Annotated in this window: 19 protein-coding genes and 1 pseudogene; 10 read left to right on the top strand and 10 right to left on the bottom strand. The window is 64.9% G+C overall.

Annotation, left to right across the window (positions count from 1 at the left end):
* Nucleotides 1–446 precede the first annotated feature (446 nt).
* Nucleotides 447–1,688 (bottom strand): NAD(P)/FAD-dependent oxidoreductase, encoded by a 1,242-nt coding sequence (locus tag ACIGJB_RS22560; RefSeq protein WP_483734500.1) that lies wholly within the window; start codon nt 1,686–1,688, stop codon nt 447–449.
* 196 nt (nt 1,689–1,884) lie between these two features.
* Nucleotides 1,885–2,805, bottom strand: a complete 921-nt coding sequence (locus tag ACIGJB_RS22555; RefSeq protein WP_483734499.1) for a LysR family transcriptional regulator — start codon at nt 2,803–2,805, stop codon at nt 1,885–1,887.
* Nucleotides 2,806–2,983: 178 nt separating this feature from the next.
* On the opposite strand from ACIGJB_RS22555, the gene ACIGJB_RS22550 reads away from it, so the two are divergent.
* Together ACIGJB_RS22550 and ACIGJB_RS22545 are read left to right on the top strand one after the other, a co-directional pair.
* Nucleotides 2,984–3,979, top strand: a complete 996-nt coding sequence (locus ACIGJB_RS22550; protein ID WP_483734498.1) for a Bug family tripartite tricarboxylate transporter substrate binding protein — start codon at nt 2,984–2,986, stop codon at nt 3,977–3,979.
* 74 nt (nt 3,980–4,053) lie between these two features.
* Nucleotides 4,054–5,586, top strand: coding sequence for an amidase (locus tag ACIGJB_RS22545; protein WP_483734497.1), 1,533 nt, complete (start codon nt 4,054–4,056; stop codon nt 5,584–5,586).
* Between the two features lie 91 nt (nt 5,587–5,677).
* Here the strand turns inward: ACIGJB_RS22545 and ACIGJB_RS22540 are convergent, their stop codons facing one another.
* Nucleotides 5,678–6,187, bottom strand: coding sequence for an Lrp/AsnC family transcriptional regulator (locus tag ACIGJB_RS22540; protein WP_483734496.1), 510 nt, complete (start codon nt 6,185–6,187; stop codon nt 5,678–5,680).
* 203 nt (nt 6,188–6,390) lie between these two features.
* Here ACIGJB_RS22540 and ACIGJB_RS22535 point away from each other — a divergent pair, with 203 nt between their 5' ends.
* The 3 genes and pseudogenes from ACIGJB_RS22535 to ACIGJB_RS22525 all read left to right on the top strand — a co-directional run.
* Nucleotides 6,391–7,407 carry a 1-aminocyclopropane-1-carboxylate deaminase gene (locus ACIGJB_RS22535; protein WP_483734761.1) on the top strand — a complete coding sequence of 339 codons (1,017 nt, stop codon included), beginning with the start codon at nt 6,391–6,393 and terminating at the stop codon, nt 7,405–7,407.
* A gap of 156 nt (nt 7,408–7,563) precedes the next feature.
* Nucleotides 7,564–8,553 (top strand): Bug family tripartite tricarboxylate transporter substrate binding protein, encoded by a 990-nt coding sequence (locus tag ACIGJB_RS22530; RefSeq protein ID WP_483734495.1) that lies wholly within the window; start codon nt 7,564–7,566, stop codon nt 8,551–8,553.
* A gap of 106 nt (nt 8,554–8,659) precedes the next feature.
* Nucleotides 8,660–9,145: pseudogene (locus tag ACIGJB_RS22525) on the top strand (pyruvate dehydrogenase (acetyl-transferring), homodimeric type); the annotation flags it as partial.
* Nucleotides 9,146–9,319: 174 nt separating this feature from the next.
* On the opposite strand, the gene treF reads toward ACIGJB_RS22525, so the two are convergent.
* The 6 genes from treF to ACIGJB_RS22495 all read right to left on the bottom strand — a co-directional run bounded on the left by treF (nt 9,320) and on the right by ACIGJB_RS22495 (nt 14,906).
* Nucleotides 9,320–11,128, bottom strand: coding sequence for an alpha,alpha-trehalase TreF (gene treF, locus ACIGJB_RS22520; RefSeq protein WP_483734494.1), 1,809 nt, complete (start codon nt 11,126–11,128; stop codon nt 9,320–9,322).
* Nucleotides 11,129–11,141: 13 nt separating this feature from the next.
* Entirely contained in the window at nt 11,142–11,909 is a 768-nt protein-coding gene (locus ACIGJB_RS22515) for an SDR family NAD(P)-dependent oxidoreductase (protein ID WP_483734493.1), read from the bottom strand.
* 232 nt (nt 11,910–12,141) lie between these two features.
* Nucleotides 12,142–12,972 (bottom strand): c-type cytochrome, encoded by an 831-nt coding sequence (locus tag ACIGJB_RS22510; protein WP_483734492.1) that lies wholly within the window; start codon nt 12,970–12,972, stop codon nt 12,142–12,144.
* Complete coding sequence (locus ACIGJB_RS22505; RefSeq protein WP_483734491.1) at nt 12,926–13,558, bottom strand: HepT-like ribonuclease domain-containing protein; 633 nt, start codon at nt 13,556–13,558, stop codon at nt 12,926–12,928. The genes ACIGJB_RS22510 and ACIGJB_RS22505 overlap by 47 nt, the downstream gene beginning before the upstream one ends.
* Nucleotides 13,555–13,845, bottom strand: a complete 291-nt coding sequence (locus tag ACIGJB_RS22500) for a nucleotidyltransferase family protein (RefSeq protein ID WP_483734490.1) — start codon at nt 13,843–13,845, stop codon at nt 13,555–13,557. The genes ACIGJB_RS22505 and ACIGJB_RS22500 overlap by 4 nt, the downstream gene beginning before the upstream one ends.
* 146 nt (nt 13,846–13,991) lie before the next feature.
* Entirely contained in the window at nt 13,992–14,906 is a 915-nt protein-coding gene (locus tag ACIGJB_RS22495) for a LysR family transcriptional regulator (protein ID WP_483734489.1), read from the bottom strand.
* Nucleotides 14,907–15,056: 150 nt separating this feature from the next.
* On the opposite strand from ACIGJB_RS22495, the gene ACIGJB_RS22490 reads away from it, so the two are divergent.
* From ACIGJB_RS22490 to ACIGJB_RS22470, 5 genes are all read left to right on the top strand, one after another.
* Nucleotides 15,057–16,505, top strand: a complete 1,449-nt coding sequence (locus tag ACIGJB_RS22490) for an N-acyl-D-amino-acid deacylase family protein (protein WP_483734760.1) — start codon at nt 15,057–15,059, stop codon at nt 16,503–16,505.
* A 48-nt stretch (nt 16,506–16,553) separates the two neighbouring features.
* Entirely contained in the window at nt 16,554–17,945 is a 1,392-nt protein-coding gene (locus ACIGJB_RS22485) for an MFS transporter (RefSeq protein WP_483734488.1), read from the top strand.
* On the top strand, nt 17,945–19,357 hold the full coding sequence (locus ACIGJB_RS22480; protein ID WP_483734487.1) for an AtzE family amidohydrolase: 1,413 nt from the start codon (nt 17,945–17,947) through the stop codon (nt 19,355–19,357). The genes ACIGJB_RS22485 and ACIGJB_RS22480 overlap by 1 nt, the downstream gene beginning before the upstream one ends.
* A gap of 229 nt (nt 19,358–19,586) precedes the next feature.
* Nucleotides 19,587–20,645, top strand: coding sequence for a beta-keto acid cleavage family enzyme (locus tag ACIGJB_RS22475; protein ID WP_483711645.1), 1,059 nt, complete (start codon nt 19,587–19,589; stop codon nt 20,643–20,645).
* 97 nt (nt 20,646–20,742) lie between these two features.
* Complete coding sequence (locus tag ACIGJB_RS22470; RefSeq protein WP_483734486.1) at nt 20,743–21,171, top strand: nuclear transport factor 2 family protein; 429 nt, start codon at nt 20,743–20,745, stop codon at nt 21,169–21,171.
* Between the two features lie 75 nt (nt 21,172–21,246).
* Here ACIGJB_RS22470 and ACIGJB_RS22465 read toward each other — a convergent pair whose 3' ends face one another.
* A complete protein-coding gene (locus tag ACIGJB_RS22465) occupies nt 21,247–22,617 on the bottom strand; it encodes an MFS transporter (RefSeq protein ID WP_483734485.1) in 1,371 nt (456 codons plus the stop codon).
* Nucleotides 22,618–22,735 lie beyond the last annotated feature (118 nt).

Below are 22,735 nucleotides of genomic sequence, written 5' to 3'. Positions count from 1 at the left end.
GGTGCATCGCTGTCAGAGTCGTTTCCCCGGAGCAAATCGCTTCTCCAGCTGCTTTCGGCTCCGATTCAAAGCAATACTGCCCAAGAGCGCCAATACCGCCATTCTGGCAATGGACCGCAATAGCCGCCGCAATTTGCAGAAAGGGTCTTGTCTATTCTAGCCCTACACACGTCGCTGGCCTTGCCGCTGAGCGAAATCCCGAAAACTCCCCCATTCAAGAGGGCAACCCGCATTTGCGCGACACTATGCGCTCCCGCCATCCCGGGCTTCTTCCGGGAAAAAGCTACGCTTTCATCAATGATGAGCGCGGCTCGCACGAACCACTTTCTTCAACACGAATTGACGACATTCCTTCGGTAATGGTGACACTCTTCCCTTGTTCTACGAGACACCGCATGCTTGCGCGCGAGGCTTGGCGCAATCTCCAATTGGTGTTGTGCTGCCTCTCAAGCTGCAAACCGCATTGGATCGTAGGGCAGGGGATCGAGGTAGGGCTGCTCGCCGTCGATCAGTTCAGCGAGCAGGCGTGCCGTGACCGGCCCGAGCGTGAACCCCTGATGGCCGTGCCCAAAGTGGAACCAGAGGCCGTGATGGCGAGGCGCCCTGCCCACGATGGGCTTCATGTCGGCCACACAGGGGCGTGCGCCGAGCCACGGCTGTGCTTCGGCTGGCGGCCCCAGCCGCACCAGTTCGCGCGCATAGCTTTCGGCACGCCCCAACTGGACAGGCGTTGGCGGCGCATCGTGGAGGGCAAACTCCGCGCCCGTGGTCAGGCGCAGGCCGCGCTGCATCGGCGCCAGCATGACGCCCTTCTCGACGTCGAGCACCGGCAGTCGGGGCATTGGCTCGGCCGCATAGTGGCGGTGATAGCCACGCTTGACGAATAGCGGAAAGCGATAGCCGAGTGTCTCGATCAGGACCGAGGCCCATGGACCGAGTGCGATCACCACGTGTGCTGCGCTCAGCGGGCCATCTTCGGTGCTCACGGTCCAGCCGGCGCCGGCTGGCTTCAGCGTGGTGGCGTCGCCGCGGCGGAAGGTGCCACCCTCGCGCTTGAACAGCGCGGCATAACGTGTGACAAGTTCTCCGGGGTCGGCGACCGTCCAGGGAGCGCGCCAGTGGATCGCGCCGGCGAGCCGCCCGTACAGGGCCGGCTCCGTGGCAGCCGTGCCAGCCTGGTCGAGAACCTGGCAATCCAGACCATGCACGTGCGCGACTGTGCTTGCCTCGCGCGCTGCCCGGTCGAATGTCTGCGCCGTGCGGTAGGCCTGCAGCCATCCCGACTTGCGCACAAGATCTTGTGCGCCGGCGAGCGTGATCAGTTGCTCGTGCTCGCTCAGACAATGGCGGATTAGCGCGCTGTAGGCGGTCACGATCGCGGCATAGCGATCGGGCGCCGACTCGCGCCAGTAACGCACCAGCGCCGGTGTCAGGTGTGCCAGCGCGCCAGGATGGTAGTGCACATCGTTGCCCTGGCGCAGGGCCACGCGCAGGATGGCTTGCCACTCGCGGGGAAAGGCATAGGGCTGCACCGCTTCACGCTGAATAATGCCGGCGTTGCCGTAGGAAGTTTCCCTACCCGGTGCCTGCCGGTCGACCAGCACCACCGCATGGCCGCGCTGTCGCAGCGCCAACGCCGTGCATACGCCCACCATGCCGGCGCCGAGTACCACAATGTCCTTTGTCATACCGTCTGTGCTGTCGTCCAAGGGGGCAGACGCTGGCAACGCGGCTCCCGGGCACGAGCAGTCTCGCGATAGGGTTCACGGCGGACCAGCAGCGATCTTGATCATATAGACCAAGGTCAGATTCTCGCTGTCGCGCGATCCGAAGGGAATATGCATGCGCAGCATTTAACAGAATGATCGATTGCAGTTTCGGCAATCAGCCACTGCCGACATTGGTGATCGTCTGCACCAATTGCTGGACGAAGGCGCGCGCAGCAGGAGGCAGGTTGCGCTTGGCCAGGGTCTGGATCTCGATGAAGCGCTCGTTCATTTCACGGTCTCGCAGCGGGACGGCGGCAATGGCGCCAGCCTTGAGCCGCTCCCGCACGGACAGTTCGCCATAGAAGCTGATGACGCCGCCGCCGGCCACCACGAAGCTCACAAGGGAGTCGAGATGGTTGCTGGAGAACACCGTCTGGTACTGCAGGTCTTGCCGGCTGCAACTCGTGTCAAGCAACTGCCGCAGCGAGCTGTCCCTGGGCGGCAGCGCCAGCGGATAGGCAATGACTTGCGACAGCGAGACCTGGCGCTGCCCGGCGAGGGGGTGGTCCGGCGCCATGATGGCGAGCACAGGCGCCGGGTGGCGAAGTTCCACCTCGATCTCCCGTTCGGGCAGCCCGCTCAGCGTGACCCCGATGTCGGCCTCGCCATCCCGGATTCGCCGCGCGACATCGCCCTGCGGACAGACATCCAATTCGAAACGAATCCCGGTGTGCTGTTCCCTGAACCCGGCGGCAAGGGTGGGCAGGAACTCATGAGCGATGCCCTCGACACTGGCCAGGCGTACCCGTCCCGCGCGCAGGCCGCGCAGCGCCTGGATGTCGCCTGTGACGCGCTCGATCTCCTGCTGGGATCGCTTGGCGAACGCAGCCAGCAACTCTCCGGCGGCATTGGGGGCGAGGCCCCGAGCGCGTCGGTCGAACAGCAGGGTATCCAGTTCATTCTCAAGCTTGGCGATCTGCCTGCTGACCGCTGACGGGGCCACGTTCAGCTTCAGTGCTGCGTCTTTGACCGAACCGGTGCGTACCACCTCGAGGAAGTAGCGGACGGCGGTTTCCTGAAGGATGCGATAGGACATGGGGTGTCTGAGCATTGCTACGGGAGAGTAACGCACAGCCAAATCAATGAATTGCCGTTTTGGCAATTAGTTGTTCTAAACATTGCTACGAATTTGGCCTGCCGAAATCGTAGGATAGTCTCACACGGCGCCTTGTTGCCTGCCACATGTCAGTTTCTATCTCTGCCGGAGCATCCTGATGCGATTCCTTGTCCCCCACGCTCTTTCAGCACTGACGGCCTGCGGGCTCGCCATTGCAGCCGGCCTCGCGCCTACGCTTGCAAGCGCACAGGGAAACTACCCATCGAAGCCGATCCAGCTGGTACTGCCGTTTCCGCCGGGGGGCGCCACCGATGTGGTCGGTCGTCTTATCGGTCAGAAGCTGGGTGAGCGACTGGGTCAGACCGTGGTGGTCGACAATCGCCCTGGCGGCGGCACGATTGTCGGTGCGAGCTATGTCGCGAAGTCCGCCCCGGACGGCTATACCCTGCTGGCGACTTCTGGCACGACCTTCACGGTCAACCCGGCCGTCTATCCCCGGCTGCCCTACGACCCGCAAAAGAACTTCGAGGCGATTGGCCTGATTGGGTCCACCGGCCTGGTCTTACTGGCCAACCGCGACGTGCCTGTCAATAACCTGAAGGAGTTCGTCGCCGCCGCCAAAGCCCAGCCCGGCAAGTATTCCTATGGCTCCTTCGGTGCCGGGACCACCGCGCATTTTGCCGGCGAGGCGCTGCTGAACCTGACTGGTACCAAGTTGCTGCATGTGCCCTACAAGGGCAGCTCGCCAGCCATGACTGACCTGATTGGCGGCCAGATCCCCTTCAGCATCGATACCGTGGCCGCCGCTCTGCCACAAGTCAAGGCGGGCAAGATCAAGGCCATCGCCGTCACGACGGCCAGGCGCTCGGCGCTGCTGCCCAATGTGCCGACCGTGGCCGAGAGCGGCTATCCCGGCATGGACGCGAGCACCTGGATCGCGCTGGTGGCGCCGCGCGGTCTGCCGCCGGAGGTCCACGCCCGGCTGGAGAAAGTGCTGGCTGAAGTCGTGGCCGACCCGGACACGCGCAGGAAGCTGACCGATAACGGCATCGAGCCGCACTACGCGACGGGCAAGCAGGTCAGCGACATGATCGAGAAAGAGATTCCGCAGATGCGTGCGGTTGCCCAGCGCGCCAATATCAAGCTTGATTGAGCCTGCACGAATGCCTTCCCCTCAACCCGGGCCGCTGGCGTAAGCGCTCGGCCACTCAAGGAAATCAATCTTCCATGTCTTCGCAGGACCAACTGACTTCGGCGTCCGCCGTCGAGCTGCGCCGGCTGATCGGCGCCCGGGAAATCTCACCGCTCGAGCTGCTTGAGGCGTGCATTGCGCGCATCGAGACCTACAACCCCGCAATCAATGCCGTGACCGCGACCTGCTACGAGCGTGCGCGCCAAGAGGCGAAAGCGGCCGAGCAGGCAGTCATGCGCGGCGAGCCGCTGGGCCTTCTGCACGGGCTGCCGCTGGGCGTCAAGGACCTGGAGGCAACCGCAGACCTGCTCACCACCTATGGCTCGCCGCTATACCGAAACAACGTGCCCAGTCAGGACAATGTCCTGGTGGCGCGCCTGCGGTCGGCTGGCGCCATCGTCGTTGGCAAAACCAATATCCCGGAAATGGGTGCCGGTGCGAACTCTCGCAATGCGGTGTGGGGCGCCACTGGCAACCCGTTCAACCCGAACCTCAATGCTGGCGGCTCCTCGGGTGGCTCCGCCGCTGCGCTGGCCGCCAATTTTCTGCCAGTTTGCACCGGCTCGGACACGGGAGGATCGCTGCGCATCCCGGCTGCCAAGTGCGGCGTGGTCGGCTTCAGGCCCTCGCCGGGCATCGTACCGAACTCGCGCAAGCTGCTCGGCTGGACCCCCATTTCGGTAGTCGGACCGATGGGCCGCACAGTCGCCGATACCTGCCTGCAGCTGGCAGCGTCGGCGGGTGTGTCAGTCACTGATCCCCTGAGCTACGAACTCGAACCTGCTGCCTTTCTTTCGCCACCGCACGTCGACCTGTCCACCTTGCGCGTAGGCTGGACGGAGGATTTCGACAGCTGCAGCGTCGATGACAGCATCCGGCGCGTCTTTCGCGCAAAGATCGCCGAGATGCGGCATCTTTTCCAAAGCTGCGATGAGGTCAGGTTCGAGCTGGGCGATGTGCATCGCTGCTTTGACGTGCTGCGCGCAGAGAGCTTCGTCGCCAGCCTGAATGAAGCTTACCAGCGCGATCCCGACAGCCTCGGGCCCAATACCCGCGCCAACTACGAGATGGGTGCCCGAATGTCCCTGGCTGACAGCTCCTGGGCTCAGGCCGAGCAGACCCGAATCCTGCAACGCTTCCAGCAGGCCTTCCAGGACTATGACGTCATCCTGTCGCCGACCACGCCACTCTCTCCATTTCCGTGGACGCAGCTGTACGCAGACACCATCAATGGCGAGAAGCAGGAGAACTATTACCGCTGGCTTGCGCTGACTTATGTCGTCACCCTGACCACGCATCCGGCCATTTCACTGCCATGCGGCGTTGACGAGCAAGGCATGCCATTCGGCCTGCAGGTGACCGGCCGGTTCCGCGGCGACGCGGTGACGCTCGGCGTGGCGCAGGCGATGGAGACCGCGTTTGCCGCCTCGGCAGCATTGCGCCGCCCCATTCCGGACCTTGATGCCATCGTGCCGGCCGTGCCCGCGCTTCGCTCCATCGTGACGGCGCCGCCCACCTTGGGCGAGACAACACTGGCAGGTGGCATATCGGCCGTGTCAGCGGTCTGACTCTGCGCCTGGCAGAAATAATCGCGCCGCAGCCACCGGAACCAGCTGGTCCGCCGGCGCGACATCAACGGGGCATGCCGCACCTTGCGGCTCAGATCGGAATCCGAGTGGTCGACAGCACCTGCTTGAGTACCATGAAGGAGCGGATCTGGCGCACGCCCGGCAGGTACAGCAGTTGTTCGGCATGCAGCCGGTTGAAGCTCTCGCTGTCCTTCGTGCGCACCATCATGAAGTAGTCGAACTCGCCCGTTACCACGTGACATTCCATGCAGCCCGACACTTTCTGCGCGGCCTGCTCGAACTGGGCGAAGGACTCGGGCGTGGAGCGGTCCAGCACCACGCCGATCAGCACCAGCATTCCGGCCTCCAGCGGTGCGGGGTTCAGTAGCGCCACGATTCCCCGAATCAGTCCCATTTCCTTGAGACGCTCGACGCGACGCAGACACGCCGGTGGGCTCAGGTTCACCTTGGCCGCGAGTGCCACGTTGGAAATCGACGCGTCCTGTTGCAACGCCCGCAGGATCCCCTTGTCGGTGCGATCGAGTGCGTCCAGATGGGAACCAGTCGGCTCGGATTTGGTGCGAAATATTGTTTCGCTCATTGCGTATCTCTCAAAATTTGAATGCCGATATCTGGTACTCAATTTTATTATCGTGCGCACAAATTTAAATATTTGCAAGCACGTTTCGCGCATTTTTCCCTAGGATGAAGCCGTTCCAGCATCAAGCAATGGAGCCTGACATGCCAATGTTCTTCGCCAGCCTCGATGCCTGGATACCCGTTTTCAACCCAGGAGTTGCCAGCATGAATCTCAAGCGCTTTCCCCGTTACCCGCTGACCTTCGGTCCCACTCCCATCCAGCCCCTCAGGCGTCTGAGCGAGCATCTTGGCGGCAAGGTCGAGCTGTATGCCAAGCGCGAGGACTGCAACAGCGGTCTGGCCTTTGGTGGCAACAAGACCCGCAAGCTGGAATACCTGATCCCCGATGCGCTGGAGCAGGGCTGCGACACGCTGGTATCGATCGGTGGCATCCAGTCCAACCAGACCCGCCAGGTGGCTGCGGTAGCCGCCCACCTGGGCATGAAGTGCGTGCTGGTGCAGGAGAACTGGGTCAACTATTCCGATGCCGTCTATGACCGCGTCGGAAATATCCAGATGTCGCGCATGATGGGCGCCGACGTGCGGCTGGTCAGCGACGGCTTTGACATTGGTATCCGCAAGAGCTGGGAAGACGCGATGGAAAGCGTGCGCCAGGCTGGCGGAAAACCTTATCCGATTCCCGCTGGCTGTTCCGAGCATCCACTGGGAGGCCTGGGATTTGTCGGCTTTGCCGAGGAGGTGAGGGCGCAGGAGGCGGAACTGGGCTTCAGGTTCGATTACATCGTGGTGTGCTCCGTGACGGGTAGTACCCAGGCCGGCATGGTGGTGGGTTTTGCCGCCGACGGCCGTGCCGATCGCGTCATCGGCATCGACGCATCGGCCAAACCTGAACAGACCCGCGCGCAGATCCTGCGCATCGCGCGCCATACCGCCGAGCTGGTCGACCTCGGTCGCGACATTACAGACGCCGACGTGGTGCTCGACACGCGCTATGGCGGGCCTGAATACGGCCTGCCGTCCGAGGGCACGCTGGAGGCCATCCGCCTCTGTGCAAAGTACGAAGGTGTGATGACCGACCCGGTCTACGAGGGCAAGTCGATGCAGGGCATGATCGACCTTGTTCGCCGCGGCGAATTCCCCGAAGGCTCCAGGGTGCTGTACGCCCACCTTGGCGGCGCCCCCGCGCTGAATGCCTACAGCTTCCTGTTCCGCAACGGCTGACCGACTCCTGCTGCGCAGCGCCGCCGCCTGCAGCCGGCGCCGCGCACCCGCCATCCTGACACACGATAAGAGGCAGGCTTCAACAGCGAGGGGGCAGCGCACCGGGCCGCACCATGAGTTGGCCCGGATCACATCAAGTGATCGGAGGTACAGCAAATGAAGGGAATTCCACGCTTTGCGGCCGGAGGACTACAGGCGCTCGCGTTGTTGGGACTGGCCGCGGCCGGCACACATGCCCGGGCAGAGAGCTATCCTGCCAGGCCGCTGGTGCTGGTGGTGCCGTTCCCGGCGGGAGGCGCCGTCGACATCATCGGCCGCGTGGTCGGCAAGGCGCTGGGGGAGCGGCTCGGCCAGCCTGTGGTGATCGAGAACCGGGCCGGCGCCGGCACTATCGTGGGTGCCAGCTACGTGGCCAAGGCCGCGCCCAACGGCTACACGCTGTTCATCAGCTCGGGCTCGACGTTCACGGTCAATCCCGCCATCAACGCCAGCTTGCCCTATGACCCGGTCAAGAGCTTCGAGCCGGTCGGTCTGGTGGCGCGCGTGCCGTTGGTCATACTGGCCAATTGCAACGTGCCGGCAAACAGTCTGAAGGAGATGGTGTCGTTGGTGAAGGCCGCGCCGGACAAGTATTCCTATGGTTCATTCGGCTCCGGCACCACGGGGCATTTCGCGGGCGAGATGTTGCTCGAAGCCACCGGCATCAAGCTGCAGCACATCCCTTACAAGGGGAGCACGCCGGCCGTCGCCGACCTGATTGGCGGCCAGATCCCGTTTTCCGTTGACACCATTGCCGCCTCGCTGCCGCATATCCGCAGCGGCAAGATCAAGCCGATTGCCGTGACCGGCGCCACGCGCGCAACGTCATTGCCCGACGTGCCAACCGTCGCCGAGTCTGGCTTTCCCGGCTTCGATGCCGATGCCTGGGTCGCCGTCGCGGCGCCAAGAGGGCTGCCCACGGAGGTGCGCGCCAGGCTGGACAAGGCAATTGCCGGGATTGCCAGGGATCCGGAGATCCAGAAGAAACTGCTCGCCAACGGGCTGGAGCCGGCCTATGCCACACCTGAACGGGTCAGCGCCATGATCGACGCTGAGCTGCCGCGCATGCGAGCGATCGCGCAGCGTGCCGGTATCCAGGCCAACTGAAGCCAAGGTCTCCCTCAGCCGCGGGCGGCAGAGGGAATCGTCACTGCCCATTCCGGCCTGGCCTGCAGCATCGAGCCACCGGTAGCATCAGACAGGAGCGGAACACATGGAAAGGTATCGGGGCAACACCGCGCTGGGCGCGGCGCGCCAGGACGATGGCATCGCAAAGGCCGACCCGGAGGAGTTGCAGGAATGGTGCGATGCGCTCGACGGCATTCTGGCGGCAGGGGGCCGGAAGCCGGCCGCGCGCGCCTGTGCCATCCTGGATGCACTGCTGGCGCATGCTGGGCGCCGCCGGCTGCCGTGGCGGCCGTCGCAGCTCACGCCTTACGTGAACACGGTACCGACCGAGGCCCAGCCCGCCTATCCCGGCGACTTGGCCATGGAGCAGCGCCTGTCCGCCATCGTGCGCTGGAACGCGCTGGCCATGGTGGTGCGCGCCAACCGGGCCAATGGCGAGTTAGGCGGCCATATTGCCAGCTATGCCTCCGCCGCGGACCTGTTCGAGGTTGGCTTCCAGCACTTCTTCCGCGGTCGCGGTGCGCCGCCGCAGGGCGCCGATTTGGTCTTCTTCCGGCTGCACTCGGCGCCTTCTCCGAAAAGACGAACTTAGTCTAGCTTAGGCTGCCGCAATCGACAAGGTTGAGGCTCAGCATGAGCTGTGACGTTATCAGCGCTAATTTAATAGACATAAGCGTATTTATGTCTAAAATCTTGTGCTTGTAGCAAGGAAAATAACGTATTACGTAGAAATATTTAAGGTTGGTCAGAGACGGGAACCGCGGAACTCGCCGTCGTTTCCGCACTTGACCACGCACATCCCCGCTGCGGGATGACCTGCATAGTCCCGCAGCAGCGCGCCAACCACGCCGTTCGTCCAACCGAATCCATCCTGCAGGGGATACTCGCCGCCGCCGCCGCCCACCACGCGCGGGCCCAACCTGTTCAGACGGTATTTCTCCACGAGCTTGCATTCGCGCGAGTACAGGTCCCCTACGGTGTGGAGCCAGCGGGAGGCGATATCGTCGGCCAGTTCCGTGTGGCCGTAGCGGCGCAGACCTTGCACAGCGATCCACTGGAGCGGCGCCCAGCCGTTGGGACGATCCCATTGCTGGCCGGACGCGTGTTCGGTGGTCGCGATGCCGCCCGGCGCGAGCAGCCGGGAAGCGATGGTGTCGGCCACGCGGGCCGCACGGTCCGGGTCGGGCAGGCCGAGGTAGAGCGGCATGGCAGTCGCGGCGGTGAGACGGCTGGAGCGAGCGTTGCGCTGCCAGTCGTAGTCGAACCAGGCGCCGGCGGCGTCATCCCACATGGTGGCATCGATGGCGGCTCGACGAGCCTCAGCCAAGGACTGGTAGCGATGGGCGGCGTCAGTGTCACCGCTCGCCTCGCTCAGCCTGGCGATGCGGCGCTCGGCGTACCAGAGCAGCGCATTGAGATCGACTGGCAGCAGTGCCGTGGTGCGGATGGTGGCGAGGTCAGCCGGGTCGACGAGCCAGCGAGAACTGAAGTCCCATCCCGACTCGGCCGCCGCGCGCAGATCGCGGTACACCTGGTGGCAGGGGCGTGTGGTTCGGGCGGCGGTGGCGATGTCCTCGGCGTAGGCCTCCTCTCGCGGATGGGCGTGATCATCCCAGTAGCGGTTGAGCGGGGCGCCGGCAACGGTGCGCACCGCGCGACGGTGTGCGCATCCGGGCGAGAGGCTGTCGGCGCCATCCATCCAGAAGGCGTGCTCGCGGCGAAGCTGGGGGAGGTAAAGGGGCGCCGGGCGGACGGCGTGAGTGTCGAACAGGTCGGTCATCAGCGCAAATACCGGCGGCTGGGAGCGGCTCAGGTAATACGAGCGAGTGCCGTTGGGCACGTGGCCATAGCTGTCGATGAGGTAGGCGAAATTGTCCGCCATCGCTCGCAGGAGCGCGTGCCGGCCGCTGGCGGCGAGCCCCAGCATCGTGAAATACGAATCCCAGTAATACAGTTCGGCGAAGCGGCCGCCCGGTACGACGTAGGACTTCGGTAGCGGCAGCAGCGAGCTGAACGCCGGGTGGTCGGTCGGCTGGCGCGTCAGCACGGGCCAAAGCCCGTGGATGTGGTCGAGCAGGGTGCTGGCGGGGTCGGAGACGTAGTGACTGGCATGGACTGTCTCGATCGTGAAGTTTTCGCCCACGAAATCCGCCAGTGAAAACCCCGCGTCGTCGAGCCGTGCGCGGTAGTCGGCCAGGATCTCATCAGGCGGGCGGCGCGGCACGCAATCGGGAAAGGTCTTGCTGTCGGCAAACACGTCGCTGCGCTGCACGGCGACAAAGAATTCGGCGTAGCGCTCGGCAGGCGATAGCGGGTCGGCCTGCGCACATCCGGCGAGGGCATGTGGCCTTGGTGTCGACAGCCGCGTGACCAGCGGCGCGTGCGCGTGGTGGCCGTGCGCGTCCCTGGCTGGCCGCGCGCCGTTGCCATCGGGAGCGGGATGGCCGGCGCCGGGCGTGGCGGAGACCGTGCGCTCGGCACCTGCCGTGGCGGCGTGGGCGACCGGCGCGACATGCGGGGCAGGATCCTGATCCCGCTGCGGCGCGGCGTTCACGTTCGATTCTCCGTCACTGTTCTGCATAGTTCCGGAGCAGGCCGCCGTCGACATATACGGTGGTGCCTGTCATGTAGTCGGCATCGTCGCTCGCGAGAAAGGCTGCCACGGCGGCCACGTCGGCCGGCTGGCCCAGGCGCCCGAGCGGGACGTTGGCAATGAGCGCGGACAACTTGCGCTGGTCTTGCGACAGGGTCCGGTTGATCGGCGTCTGAATGGCGCCCGGCGCGATATTGTTGACGGTGATCCCAAACGGCGCCAATTCGATCGCCAGATTGCGCATCAGCATGCGCAAGCCGCCTTTGCTGACGCAGTAGCTGGTGAAGTGCGGGAACGGCAGGTCCTCGTGGACCGAGCTGATGTTGATGACCTTGCCGCCGCGTCCCGCTTCGCGCAGATGGCGAACAAAGGCCTGAGTCAGGAAGAATGGTCCCTTCAGGTTGGTGTCGAGGACGCGGTCATAGTCCGACTCGGTAATGTCCGCAAACGGTGCGCGGATTTCGATGCCGGCGTTGTTGACGATGATGTGCAACGATCCGGCCACGGCCAGCGCCCGCTCGACGACGTCGGCGGCTTGGGTGGCGCTGGACAGGTCGCCCGCCACCACCCATGCCCGCCGCCCGGTGGCGCGTACAGCTTGCGCGGCTTCCTCTGCCGCATCGTTGGCCTTGTGAACTGCCGCGACGATGTCGGCCCCCTCGCTCGCCAGCCGCTCCACGATTCCCCGCCCGATACCGCCGGCAGCGCCTGTGACAAGTGCGGTTTTTCCCTGCAATCGCATGGTTGACTCCACCTTGTGGCGGCCATCCGCGGGCGGCCGGACTCCCTATAAGAGACGCTCGTCGGCGGGTGGAAGTTCTATGCTTGCGGTGCGGGTCCCGCTGGCGCGATAAATCCTCCGGAAAACATGCAAAAAATGTTCCTGCACCAAAGTATCGTCCGGCGTGTGGGGTGCTCAACCCCTGCTTCTCGTTCGGCGCGTCCGTTCCACGAATGCGCTTCGGTGTGCTGGCTCACTGCTTGCCCGCAAACGGCTGCGGCTTGAGCGTCCCCAGGTAGGCGACCAGCGCGTCCATGTCGGCATCGTTGATGTTCTTGTACCAGTCGAACGCCATTGGCGGCTTGTAGTGCACGCCATCCTTGCCGGTCCCGCGGATGGCCTGCGCGATCTGCGCCTTCGTCCAGCCCTTGAGCCCGCTTTCATGCGGCGTCAGGTTGCGAGAGACGCTTTCTCCCCAGGGCCCCCTGAATACCTGGCCGCCGGCACCCACGCGCGCGTGCACCAGCATGCCGTTTTCGTCGCGCGGTGTATGACAATCCATGCAGTGACCGATGTCGGCGAGGTATTGCCCGTACTGGATCGTCTCCCTGGGAGAGGGCGCCTGAATACGCTGGACGGCTGGGCCGTAGTTCGGCGGTAACGGGATGTTGTAGCTGGACTTGGCAACGGCGTTCTTCACCGGCGGCTGGGCGCGCAGGTAGGCGATGATTGCCGCGAGGTCCGCATCCGACATGCGCCGGTAGAACTCGATGGGCATGGGCGGCCCGATGACGCTCCCGTCCGGCCGGATGCCTTCGCGGATCGCCTTGGCGAGCTGCGCATCGGTCCATTTGCCGATGCCGGTCTCAGGGTCTGGCGTGATATTGGCCGCGTAGGCTTTGAACGGCGGCTCGTCGAAGACCATGCCCCCGGACAGGCCACGGGCGTCCAGCGGTTCGCCTTTGTCGCCTCGGGCAGCGTGGCAATTGCCGCACGCCACCACGCCCTCCATCAGGTACTTGCCGCGCGCGAAGAGTTTATCGTCCTGGGCGTCGGCCGCGCCGATCTGCACCGCGAGCAGCAAGCCCGCGGCCAACCGCAGATACGTCCCCATGACGCCTCCCTGTTATTGTCAAGTGGGCTATGTGCCCAAGCATGTTTTGTTGGCGGAGTATAGGTAGCTTACGCACGAACACAATCATCCGATCGGTTGATCTGGAAGACCGGGTGTCGGTTGTGGCAAGGCAGGCCGGGAGTTGCCAGTGGACGAACTGGGAGGCTAATCGGCGGGAATGACAGCGGAGGGTTCCACGGATAATGTCTGCGGCTTTGGCGCGTGGAGCCGCATTGTTACGCCCAGAACACCTTTTGACTGTCTTCCAGACCAGCTCCATATCCACCTTGAAATAGCCGTGCGCGATGGCGTTCCGCATCTGATATGCGAAGGCCAGTGGCAATTCTGGACGCTCGGCCGCAAATTCGGGATGATGAACTTCGATGTTATGGCTGGCTTCGCCAATGATCTCGATATTACGGATCACTGCGTCCTGGACGAGTTGATTAGCGAGGAATGCCACTTCCTCCATGCCGTTCGTGTAGTGCGCGATTCGCTCAATTGCCTCCAGAATATGTTCGGGATAATCGCCCAGCCGCTGTTTATCTCGACTCATATTGGCACCGCTTCCGCAAGGACGGTCGCGCGGAATTTCTCAGGCAGCGCCTTTGGTGTTAGCACATCCACGGGCACGCCCAGCAATTGAAGCAGTTCGTGGCGGATAGCGCCAATGTCCAGAAGCGTCGTCTCCGGGGTTGGGTCCACCAGGATATCGAGATCGCTGCCTTCGGCGTCGTCACCGTGAACGACGGAGCCGAAAACACGCGGGTTGCAAGCACGGTGGGCTGCCACCACGCGACGGATGGCGTCACGATGGGATGCGAGCGCAAAGGATGGCTTCATGTGGTGTTCCTGGACGGGCGACTTGAACATAGTATCGGCAAACCTGAGGTGGCGCGCCGAGCGATCGGTGCCGACGACTGTACGAATATACAGTAGCGATCGACCACGAACCACAGCGAGTCCCAGGCGCGTTGCGGCACTCAGCGTCAAGAAGCATTCAATGCCCCCGACTCGCCAGCACAGGCCGCCAACAGCATCTCGCAGAATTCCCCCGACAACGGAGACATCGACATCGTCTTGTGCCGGATGAGCCCGATGCGCCGGCGGATCTCGGGCTCGACGATCGGCACGGCGCGCACATGGGCCCCCGGCAGCGCGGAGAGCGCCAGCGACGGCACGATGGCGCAGCCCAGGCCGGCCTCGACCAGCGCCATCAGGCACGACACGTGCTCCACCTCGTAGAACCAGCGCAGGCTCAGGGCCTCCTGTCCCAGCAGCAGTTCCAGCAACAGGCGATTGCCGGAATCGCGCCCGCCGATAATCAGCCGCGCGTCCTTGAGATCGCGCAGCGACAGGCGTTCGGCACGGGCCAGCGGATGGTCCTGATGCACGGCGACCACGAACTGGTCCGCCAGCAGCGGCGTGAAGGCGAGGTCGTCGTCCTCGCCCGGGTCCATGCTGATGCCGAACTCCGCAATGCCGGCGCGCACCTGCCCGACCACGAAGTCGTGGTTGCCGTCGAACATCTGCACGCCGATGTGCGGATAGCGTTCGGCATAACGTCGAAGCACCGGTGGCAGCACGCGCGTGAGCACCGTCGGGATGCTGGCCAGGCGGATCTTGCCGAAGCGCTTCTCGGCGATCTCCTGGATCGACGACAGCATCAGCCCGAGCTGCGCCATCTGCTGGCGCGCCATTGGCAGGAAATGGCGCCCGACCCCGGTCAGCTCGATGCTGCGCGTGGTGCGGTGGAACAACTCGACGCCGAGCGTCTGTTCGAGCTTCTGGATGCGGCGCGACAGGCCGGGCTGTGTCAGGTGCAGCTTGTCGGCGGCACGCTGGAAGTTGCCCAGTTCAGCCACCAGCACGAAGGCCTCAAGCTCGGCGTTCTCGACTCTCATAGCAAATTCTCATGAATCTCAAACAGACCCGCATTGGACGCGGGAAACGTGGTTGGCGACCATTGTCACCGGAATCGAAGGGCGTGAGAACCAGTGGCTCCGCCCCGGGAATAGAAGGCAGTAGGGGAGACAGCAATGGAATTCGAGGGGATGGCGTTCGATACCATCATCCGTGGCGGTGACGTGATCGACGGCACTGGCGCGTGCCGCTTTCGGGCTGACGTGGGCATTCGAGGCGAGCGCATCGCCGCCATCGGCGACCTCGGCCGCGCCAGCGCCGGGCATGAGGTCGACGCGACCGGACAGATCGTTGCGCCCGGTTTCATCGACAGCCACACCCACGACGATGCCTTCGTGCTGACCGCCCCCGGCGTCGAGCCGAAGATCTGCCAGGGCGTGACCACCGTCATCGCGGGCAACTGCGGCATCAGCCTGGCGCCGCTTCAGGCGACCCGCGAAGTTCCGCAGCCGCTGGACCTGCTCGGCGCATGGACGGAATTCCGCTTCGCCTCGTTTGCGGCCTATCTCGACGCGCTCGACGCCGCCCCCGCCGCCGTCAATACGGCCGCGCTGGTCGGCCATTCGACCCTGCGTGTGCGGCACATGGATGACCTGGCGCGCGAAGCCACGCCAGCGGAAATCGAACGCATGGCCGCCGACGTCGCCGAGGGCATGGCCGCAGGCGCGTTCGGCGTGTCTTCGGGCACTTTCTATCCGCCCGCGGCCGCCGCGAGCCAGCAGGAGCTGATCGACGTGTGCGCGCCGATGCGCACGACCGGCGGCGTGTTTGCCACGCACCTGCGCGACGAAACCGTGGACATCCTGCCCTCGCTCGAAGAGGCGTTCGCGATCGGGCGCGCGCTGGCCGTGCCGGTGGTGCTTTCGCATCACAAGGTTGCGGGCAAGGAAAACCACGGGCGCTCGGTCGAGACGCTCGCGCGCATCGACGCGCAGCGCAAGCTGCAGCCGCTTTGCCTGGACTGCCATCCTTACCCGGCGACCTCGACGATGCTGCGCGCGGATCGCATCCGCCAGTCCTCGCGCGTCATGCTCGCCTGGTCAAAGGCGCGCCCCGATCTCGCAGGGCGCGACTTCGCCGAGATCCTGCCGATGTTCGGCGATTCGGTGGACGCCGCCATCGAGGCCTTGCGCCCGGCCGGAGCGATCTATTTCGTGATGGACGAGCGCGATGTCGAGCGCATTTTCCAGCATGAGCAGACGATGGTCGGGTCGGACGGCCTGCCCAACGACGCGCGTCCGCACCCGCGCCTGTGGGGCACGTTCCCGCGCGTGCTGGGGCATTTCTCGCGCGAGCGCAAGCTGTTCCCGCTGGAGACCGCCGTGCGCAAGATGACCGGCCTCACGGCCGAACAGTTCGGCCTCGACGGGCGCGGCTTCGTGGCCAGCGGCCATTTCGCCGATCTCGTCGTGTTCGATCCGGCGCGCGTGATCGATCGCGCCACGTTCGCCGAACCGACGTTGCGCCCGGAGGGCATCGCGCACGTCTGGGTGAATGGCGTGCAGGTGCTCGACAACGCGTGCCCGACGGGCGCGCGTCCCGGTCGCGCGCTGCGTCGCGCACCCGCCAGCCGCTCGTAACGCTTCTTCCCGACCACGGGCAAAATCAAACCTATTACGGAGACACCCATGGCAATCTCGAACGGCGCACAGGGTGCGCCCGGCGTCCAGGCGGCCTCGCGTGCCACGCTCGGCACCGACCGCCCGCACAGCACGCACAGCACGCACAGCACGCACAGCACGCACAGCACGCACGAGGCCGACGCACTCTACCGCAAGGTCAGCCGGCGCATCATCCCGCTGATCCTGGTCTGCTACTTTTTTGGCTATCTCGACCGCGTCAACGTCGGCTTCGCCAAGCTGCAGATGGTGGGCGACCTCGGCCTCAGCGAAGCCGCCTACGGCGTGGGCGCGGGCCTGTTCTTCCTCGGCTACCTGCTGCTGCAGGTGCCGGCCGGCTATCTCGTGAACCGCATCGGCGTGAAGAAATGCCTGGCCGGTTCGATGCTGGCGTGGGGTGTCGTTTCAGTTGCCACGCTGGCGACCGTCGACCAGACTTCGTTCTACGCGCTGCGCTTCCTGCTCGGTATCACCGAGGCCAGCTTCTTCCCGGCAGTCATTGCCTACTTCAGCGTGTGGTTCCCGTCGCGGCGCCTGTCGAAAGTCATGGCCATGCTGTTCCTGGCGATGCCGCTTGGCGTGATCGTGGGCGGGCCGCTGTCGGGTTGGATCATGGACGCCACGCACGGCGGCCTGGGCCTGAAAGGCTGGCAGTGGATGTTCCTGGTCGAAGGCCTGCCGGCGGTGCTGCTCGGCCTGTACCTGCACGCGAGCGTGACCGAGCGCGTCGAGGAGGCCAACTGGCTCAGCGATGCCGAGAAGCGCATCGTGCAGCAGGAGATGGCGCAGGAGTCGGCCGGCAAGCGCACGAGCCTGGGCCCTGCGCTGCGCGAGCCGACCCTGTGGCTGCTATTCGTGACATCGTTTCTCTACAACGTGGGCAACTACGGCCTGGTGTTCTGGATGCCGACGATGATCAAGGCGCTCGGCAACCTGTCCAACTTCGAGATCGGCGTGATCAGCGCGATCCCGTACCTGGTCGCCTCGGTGGCGATGGTGCTCAACGCGCAGCACTCTGTCAGGACCGGTGAACGCCGCTGGCACACCGCCGTGCCGATGTTCGTCGGCGGCGTGGCGCTGCTTGCGAGCGTGGGCGTGCATGCGCAGCCGGTGCTGGCCGTGATGTGCCTGACGGTCGGCGTTGCCGGCATCATGAGCACGCTGGCGATGTTCTGGAGCCTGCCCTCGCGCATCCTCGCGGGGACGGCGGCGGCCGGCGGCGCGGGCCTGGTCAATATCGGCGCTGCCGTGGCCGGCTTCGTCGGCCCGTCGATCATGGGCTATCTCAAGGGTCTGACCGGCAGCACGGAAGTCGGGGTGGCGCTGCTCGCGGTCACGCTGTTCTTGGCGGGCGCGCTGATCCTGTCGATTCCGCGCCGCTTCATGCTGCGCGGCGCGTAATGGCGCGCAACAACTCGGAGGCCGGCATGGCGGCGAGCCCGGATTCTCTCAATGCGCGCAGCCTGGCAGAGCAGGTGCGTGCCGGGCAACTGAAGGCGCAAGACGTTGCCAGCGCGGCGCTGCGCGCGATTGAGGCTTGCAACGGCGCACTCAACGCCTGCGCCGAGACCTATGGCGCCGAGGCGCTCGCCGCGGCGCGCCGCGTGGACGAGCGCGTGGCGGCAGACATGGAGGTGGGGCCGCTTGCAGGCGTGCCGTTCCTGGTCAAGAGCAATTTCGACGTGGCTGGCCATGTCACGGTGGCCGGCTCGCCGGCACGCCTGGCCCGCGCCGCCGCCACTGATGATGCCTTCGCCGTGGCGCAACTGCGCCGCGCGGGCGCGATACTGATCGGCACCACGCACATGGACGAGTTGGCGTGTGGCGCGACGGGCGAGAATCCGCACTTCGGCGCGGTGTGCAACCCGCACGACACGGCCCGCATGACGGGAGGCTCGTCGAGCGGCTCGGCCGCCGCCGTGGCCGCCGAGTTTGTGCCGCTTGCGCTTGGCAGCGACACAAACGGTTCGATCCGGGCACCGGCCGCGCTGTGCGGCGTGTGGGGCGTGAAGCCGACCTTCGGCCGGCTTTCGCGCAGCGGCTGCGTGCCTTACGCGGACTCGCTCGATGTCATCGGCGGCTTCGCGCGCGATGTCGACGACCTCGCGCTGCTCTACGACGTGCTGCAAGGGCACGACTCTCGCGATCCCCGGCAGGAGCGCGTGCGCGCGAGCATGGCGGACGCCGGGGAGGGCGATGCCGCCGGTCTGCGCGTGGGCATCCTTGGCGGCTACTTTGCGGCCTATGCCGACGCGGAAGCGCAGCGCACGGTACAACTCGCGGCAGCCGCGTTCCGTGACGTGCGCGACATTTCCTTCGATATCGCCACCGTCGACGCGGTGCGCCAGGCCGCGTTGATCGTTTCCAACTTCGAAGTCGCGGCGGCCCATTCGGCGCTGCTCGATGTGCCCGAGCACCAATGCTCGTCGCGCCTGCGTTCGCGCCTGGCAGCGGGTGCACAGTATTCCGCTGCAACTTATGCCGATGCGCTCGCACGGCAAGCGGGGTGGCGCAGCGAATTCGCGGCGCTGTTCGCGCAATGCGACATCCTGCTGGCTGCCGCCACGCCTTATGCCGCGCCGCGCTTCGACACCCTCTCGATCGACGTGAACGGCCACGTCCTCGAACCGGCGAAGACGCTCGGCATGCTCACGCAGCCGATCTCGTTCGCGGGATTGCCGGTGGTCACGATGCCCGTGGCCGATGCGGCATCGCCGCTGCCGCGCGGCGTGCAGGTGATCGCCGCGCCGTGGCACGAGGACCACTGCTTCGCCGCCGCGCGACGCATCGCCGAACATCTCGCCCCACGCTGATTTACCATTCGCACAGGCCTGTGGCCAGGCAGGATCGTGCGGCCTTGGCGCCTTTGCCATCGGCTTGGGGGAAGCATTTCTCCGCGCTTCTTGGTCCGTGGCCGCCGGGGTGTCCCGGTTTGTTAAATCGATGTCCCTTTATGTCAAATGACATGGCTCGTCCTGGCAAATAATGAGTGCGTGGGAGCCGGGTCGGTCCGGTTCCGTAATCTCCCTTCCCGGACTTGCCATGAACTTCCTTGACGGACACCTGTTCCCCGAAAACCAGCAACCCCTGATCATCACGGCCGCGCCCTATGCCCCGTCGTGGATGCCGTCGGACTTCCCAGGCGAAATCCCCGTCACCATGGAAGAGCAAATCCAGAAGGCGGTGGATTGCTACAACGCTGGCGCCACCGTGCTGCACCTGCACGTGCGCGAACTGGATGGCAAGGGTTCCAAGCGCCTGTCCAAGTTCAATGAGCTCATCGCCGGCGTTCGTGCGCGCGTTCCCGAGATGATCATCCAGGTTGGCGGATCCATCAGCTTCGCTCCGGAAACCGAAGGCGCGGCTGCAAAGTGGCTCTCGGACGATACCCGCCACATGCTGGCCGAACTCGATCCGAAGCCGGACCAGGTGACGGTCACGGTCAATACGTCGCAGATGAACGTCCTTGAGCAGTTCGACCACCGCGACATCGCGGGCAGCTCGATGGAAGATCCCGCCGTCTTCAATGCCTACAAGGAAATGACCGTTCCGGCGCAGCCGGGCTGGGTCGAGGAACACGTCCGCCGCCTGACCGCCGCGGGGATCCAGAGCGCGTTCCAGTGCTACAACGTCAACAGCTTCGAGTCCGTGGAACGGCTGATGCGCCGCGGCATCTACAAGGGCCCGCTGGTCATGAACTGGGTGGCGATTGGCGGCGGCATGGATTCGCCGACGGTCTACAGCCTGGCCAACTTCATGCGCGGCGTGCCGGACGGCGCTGTGGTGACGGTCGAAAGCTCGGTACTCAATGTGCTGCCGGTCAACACCATGGGTATTGCGATGGGGCTGCACGTTCGCTGTGGCACCGAAGACAATCTCTGGAACCAGACGCGTACGCAAAAGATTGGCACGGCGGCACAGGTCGAGCAACTGGTGCGCATCTCGCGTGAACTGAGCCGCCCGATCGCGACCGCCAAGGAAGCGCGCGAAATGTCCAAGATCGGCGTGTTCTATGACACGGTAGAGGAATCGCTGCAGGCCAACGGCTTCGCGCCCAACCGAAACGGTGGCCGTCAGGGCTATCTGCAAAAGGCCGCCTGATCGGGGGCGCATTCCCGCATGCCAGGGCTTGTCCGGGCCGGATCAATTCTCCGGCCAGGCGAGCGTTACCAGCCACACAACCGGGGTAATGGAATCAATGAATAACGCTGAGCGTCTGCACCAGGTCATGGCCGCCGAGCAAACCGTGACGCGCTTGTACTACACCCTCGACCGCAGTGACTATCCTGGTGCCTCGCGTTGCTTCGTGCCCGACGGCATCTGGGAGCGCAGCGGCAGTGCGCTCCATGGGCACGAGCAGATCCTCGCTTCCCTGAACAAGCGGCCCGCGACGCTGCTGACGCGACACTACGTCAGCAATTTCCTGGTCCTTGAACAGAGTGGATCGAGCGCCAAGGTTGCCTTCAACCTGGCTGTCTATCGCTCCGACAAGGGCGAAGCGCCAGCGCTGCCCGTGGCCGGCACGGTACCGGCCATGCTGGCCGAGGTGGAATGCGAGTTGACCTGCAGCGAACAGGGCGACTGGCTGATCCAGCGCCTCGATCCCTTGATCACGTTCACGGCATGACGTAGCGGCGTCGCCGAGGCAGACGCTACGGCTTCCCGTAGCGTTTGTATCGGGCCTGCGCCCCAGCCCCGCCGGTCATGTCACGTGCCGCGTTTTTCCACTGTCGTGCGCGAAGCCCGGATCATCGTACTCGCGCGAGATGTCCTTCCTGGTGTAGTCGCGCAATTGCGAGGCGGCAAACACGCTGAGTGCCGCGCACACCAGCACGTAGACAGCAATCGCATACCCGGTGTGGTAGCGGGCGAACAACGCCGTCGCGATCAGCGGCGCGGGGCCGCCAGCGATCACCGAGGCGAGCTGGTAACCCATCGAGGCACCGCTGTAACGTAAGCGTCCGGTGAAGGTCTCGGCGATCAACGCCGCCTGCGGGCCGTACATCATTGCGTGCGGGACCAGCGAGAGCACGATCGCGGCGAATACCCACATCGGATTGCGGGTGTCGACCATCGCGAAGAACACGAAGCCGAACACGCCCACCGCCAACGCGCCCGCGATATACATGCGGCGCCGTCCCCACACGTCCGACAGGTGCCCGAAGAACGGGATCGTGAAGAACTCGAGTACGGCCGCGGCCAGCACGGCGGTCAACAGCAGGTTGCGCGACATGCCCAGCGTCATGACGCCATAGGTGAACACAAAGGCCGTGAAGATGTAGAAGGGCGCTTGCTCGGCCATGCGGACCAGGGCGGACAGGATGATGTCCTTCGGCTGGCGCCGAATCACCTCCAGCATCGGCGTCCTTTCGATCCGGTGCTCGGCCAGCAGGCGCGCGAAGACCGGTGTCTCGAGCACGGTGAGCCGGATATAGAGTCCGATTGCGACCAGTACGATGCTGAGGAGGAACGGTATGCGCCAGCCCCAGCTCAGGAACTGGTCACCGGCCAGCCAGCTCATCGCCAGCACCGCCAGGTTGGCCAGGAACAATCCCGCCGGCACGCCGAATTGCGGCCAGGAAGCGACCAGGCCGCGATGCGCGTCGGAACGCGCCCATTCCATCGACATCAGGACCGAGCCGCCCCATTCGCCCCCCACGCCTACGCCCTGGATAAAGCGCAACACCGTCAACGCCACCGCGCCCCAGATGCCGATCTGTGCATAGGACGGCACGAACGCGACGGCAAACGTCGCCAGCCCCATCAGCAGCAGCGTGGCCACCAGCGTGGCCTTGCGGCCGATGCGGTCGCCGTAATGGCCGAAGATGGCAGCGCCGATTGGCCGCGCGATAAAGCCGACGGCATAGATCAGGAACGCCTGCAGCGTCCCGACGAGCGGATCGGATTCCGGGAAGTACAGCTTGGCGAACACCAGGCCGGTGACTGTGCTGTACAGGAAGAAGTCATACCACTCGATCGTGGTGCCGACTGTGCTGGCGATCACGGCGCGGCGCAACTGGCGCCGTGCCTCCGATTCAGTGAGGGGCATCGCCCCGGTTTGCGCGGGATCCATTTGCATCCCCCAATAAGCGATATACCGGTATAGACAGCCGACGCCTGAAGGCGTTCCCGCCGGACCTTTCCCGTTGAAAACGCCTTCGGCTTCGTACTCGCGAGCCGGATGCTCTTCA

It is taken from the genome of Cupriavidus sp. C2SS-8b (assembly GCF_057073745.1).
Note: the sequence above shows the minus strand (reverse complement) of the source record. Positions and strands in the feature narration are given on the sequence as shown.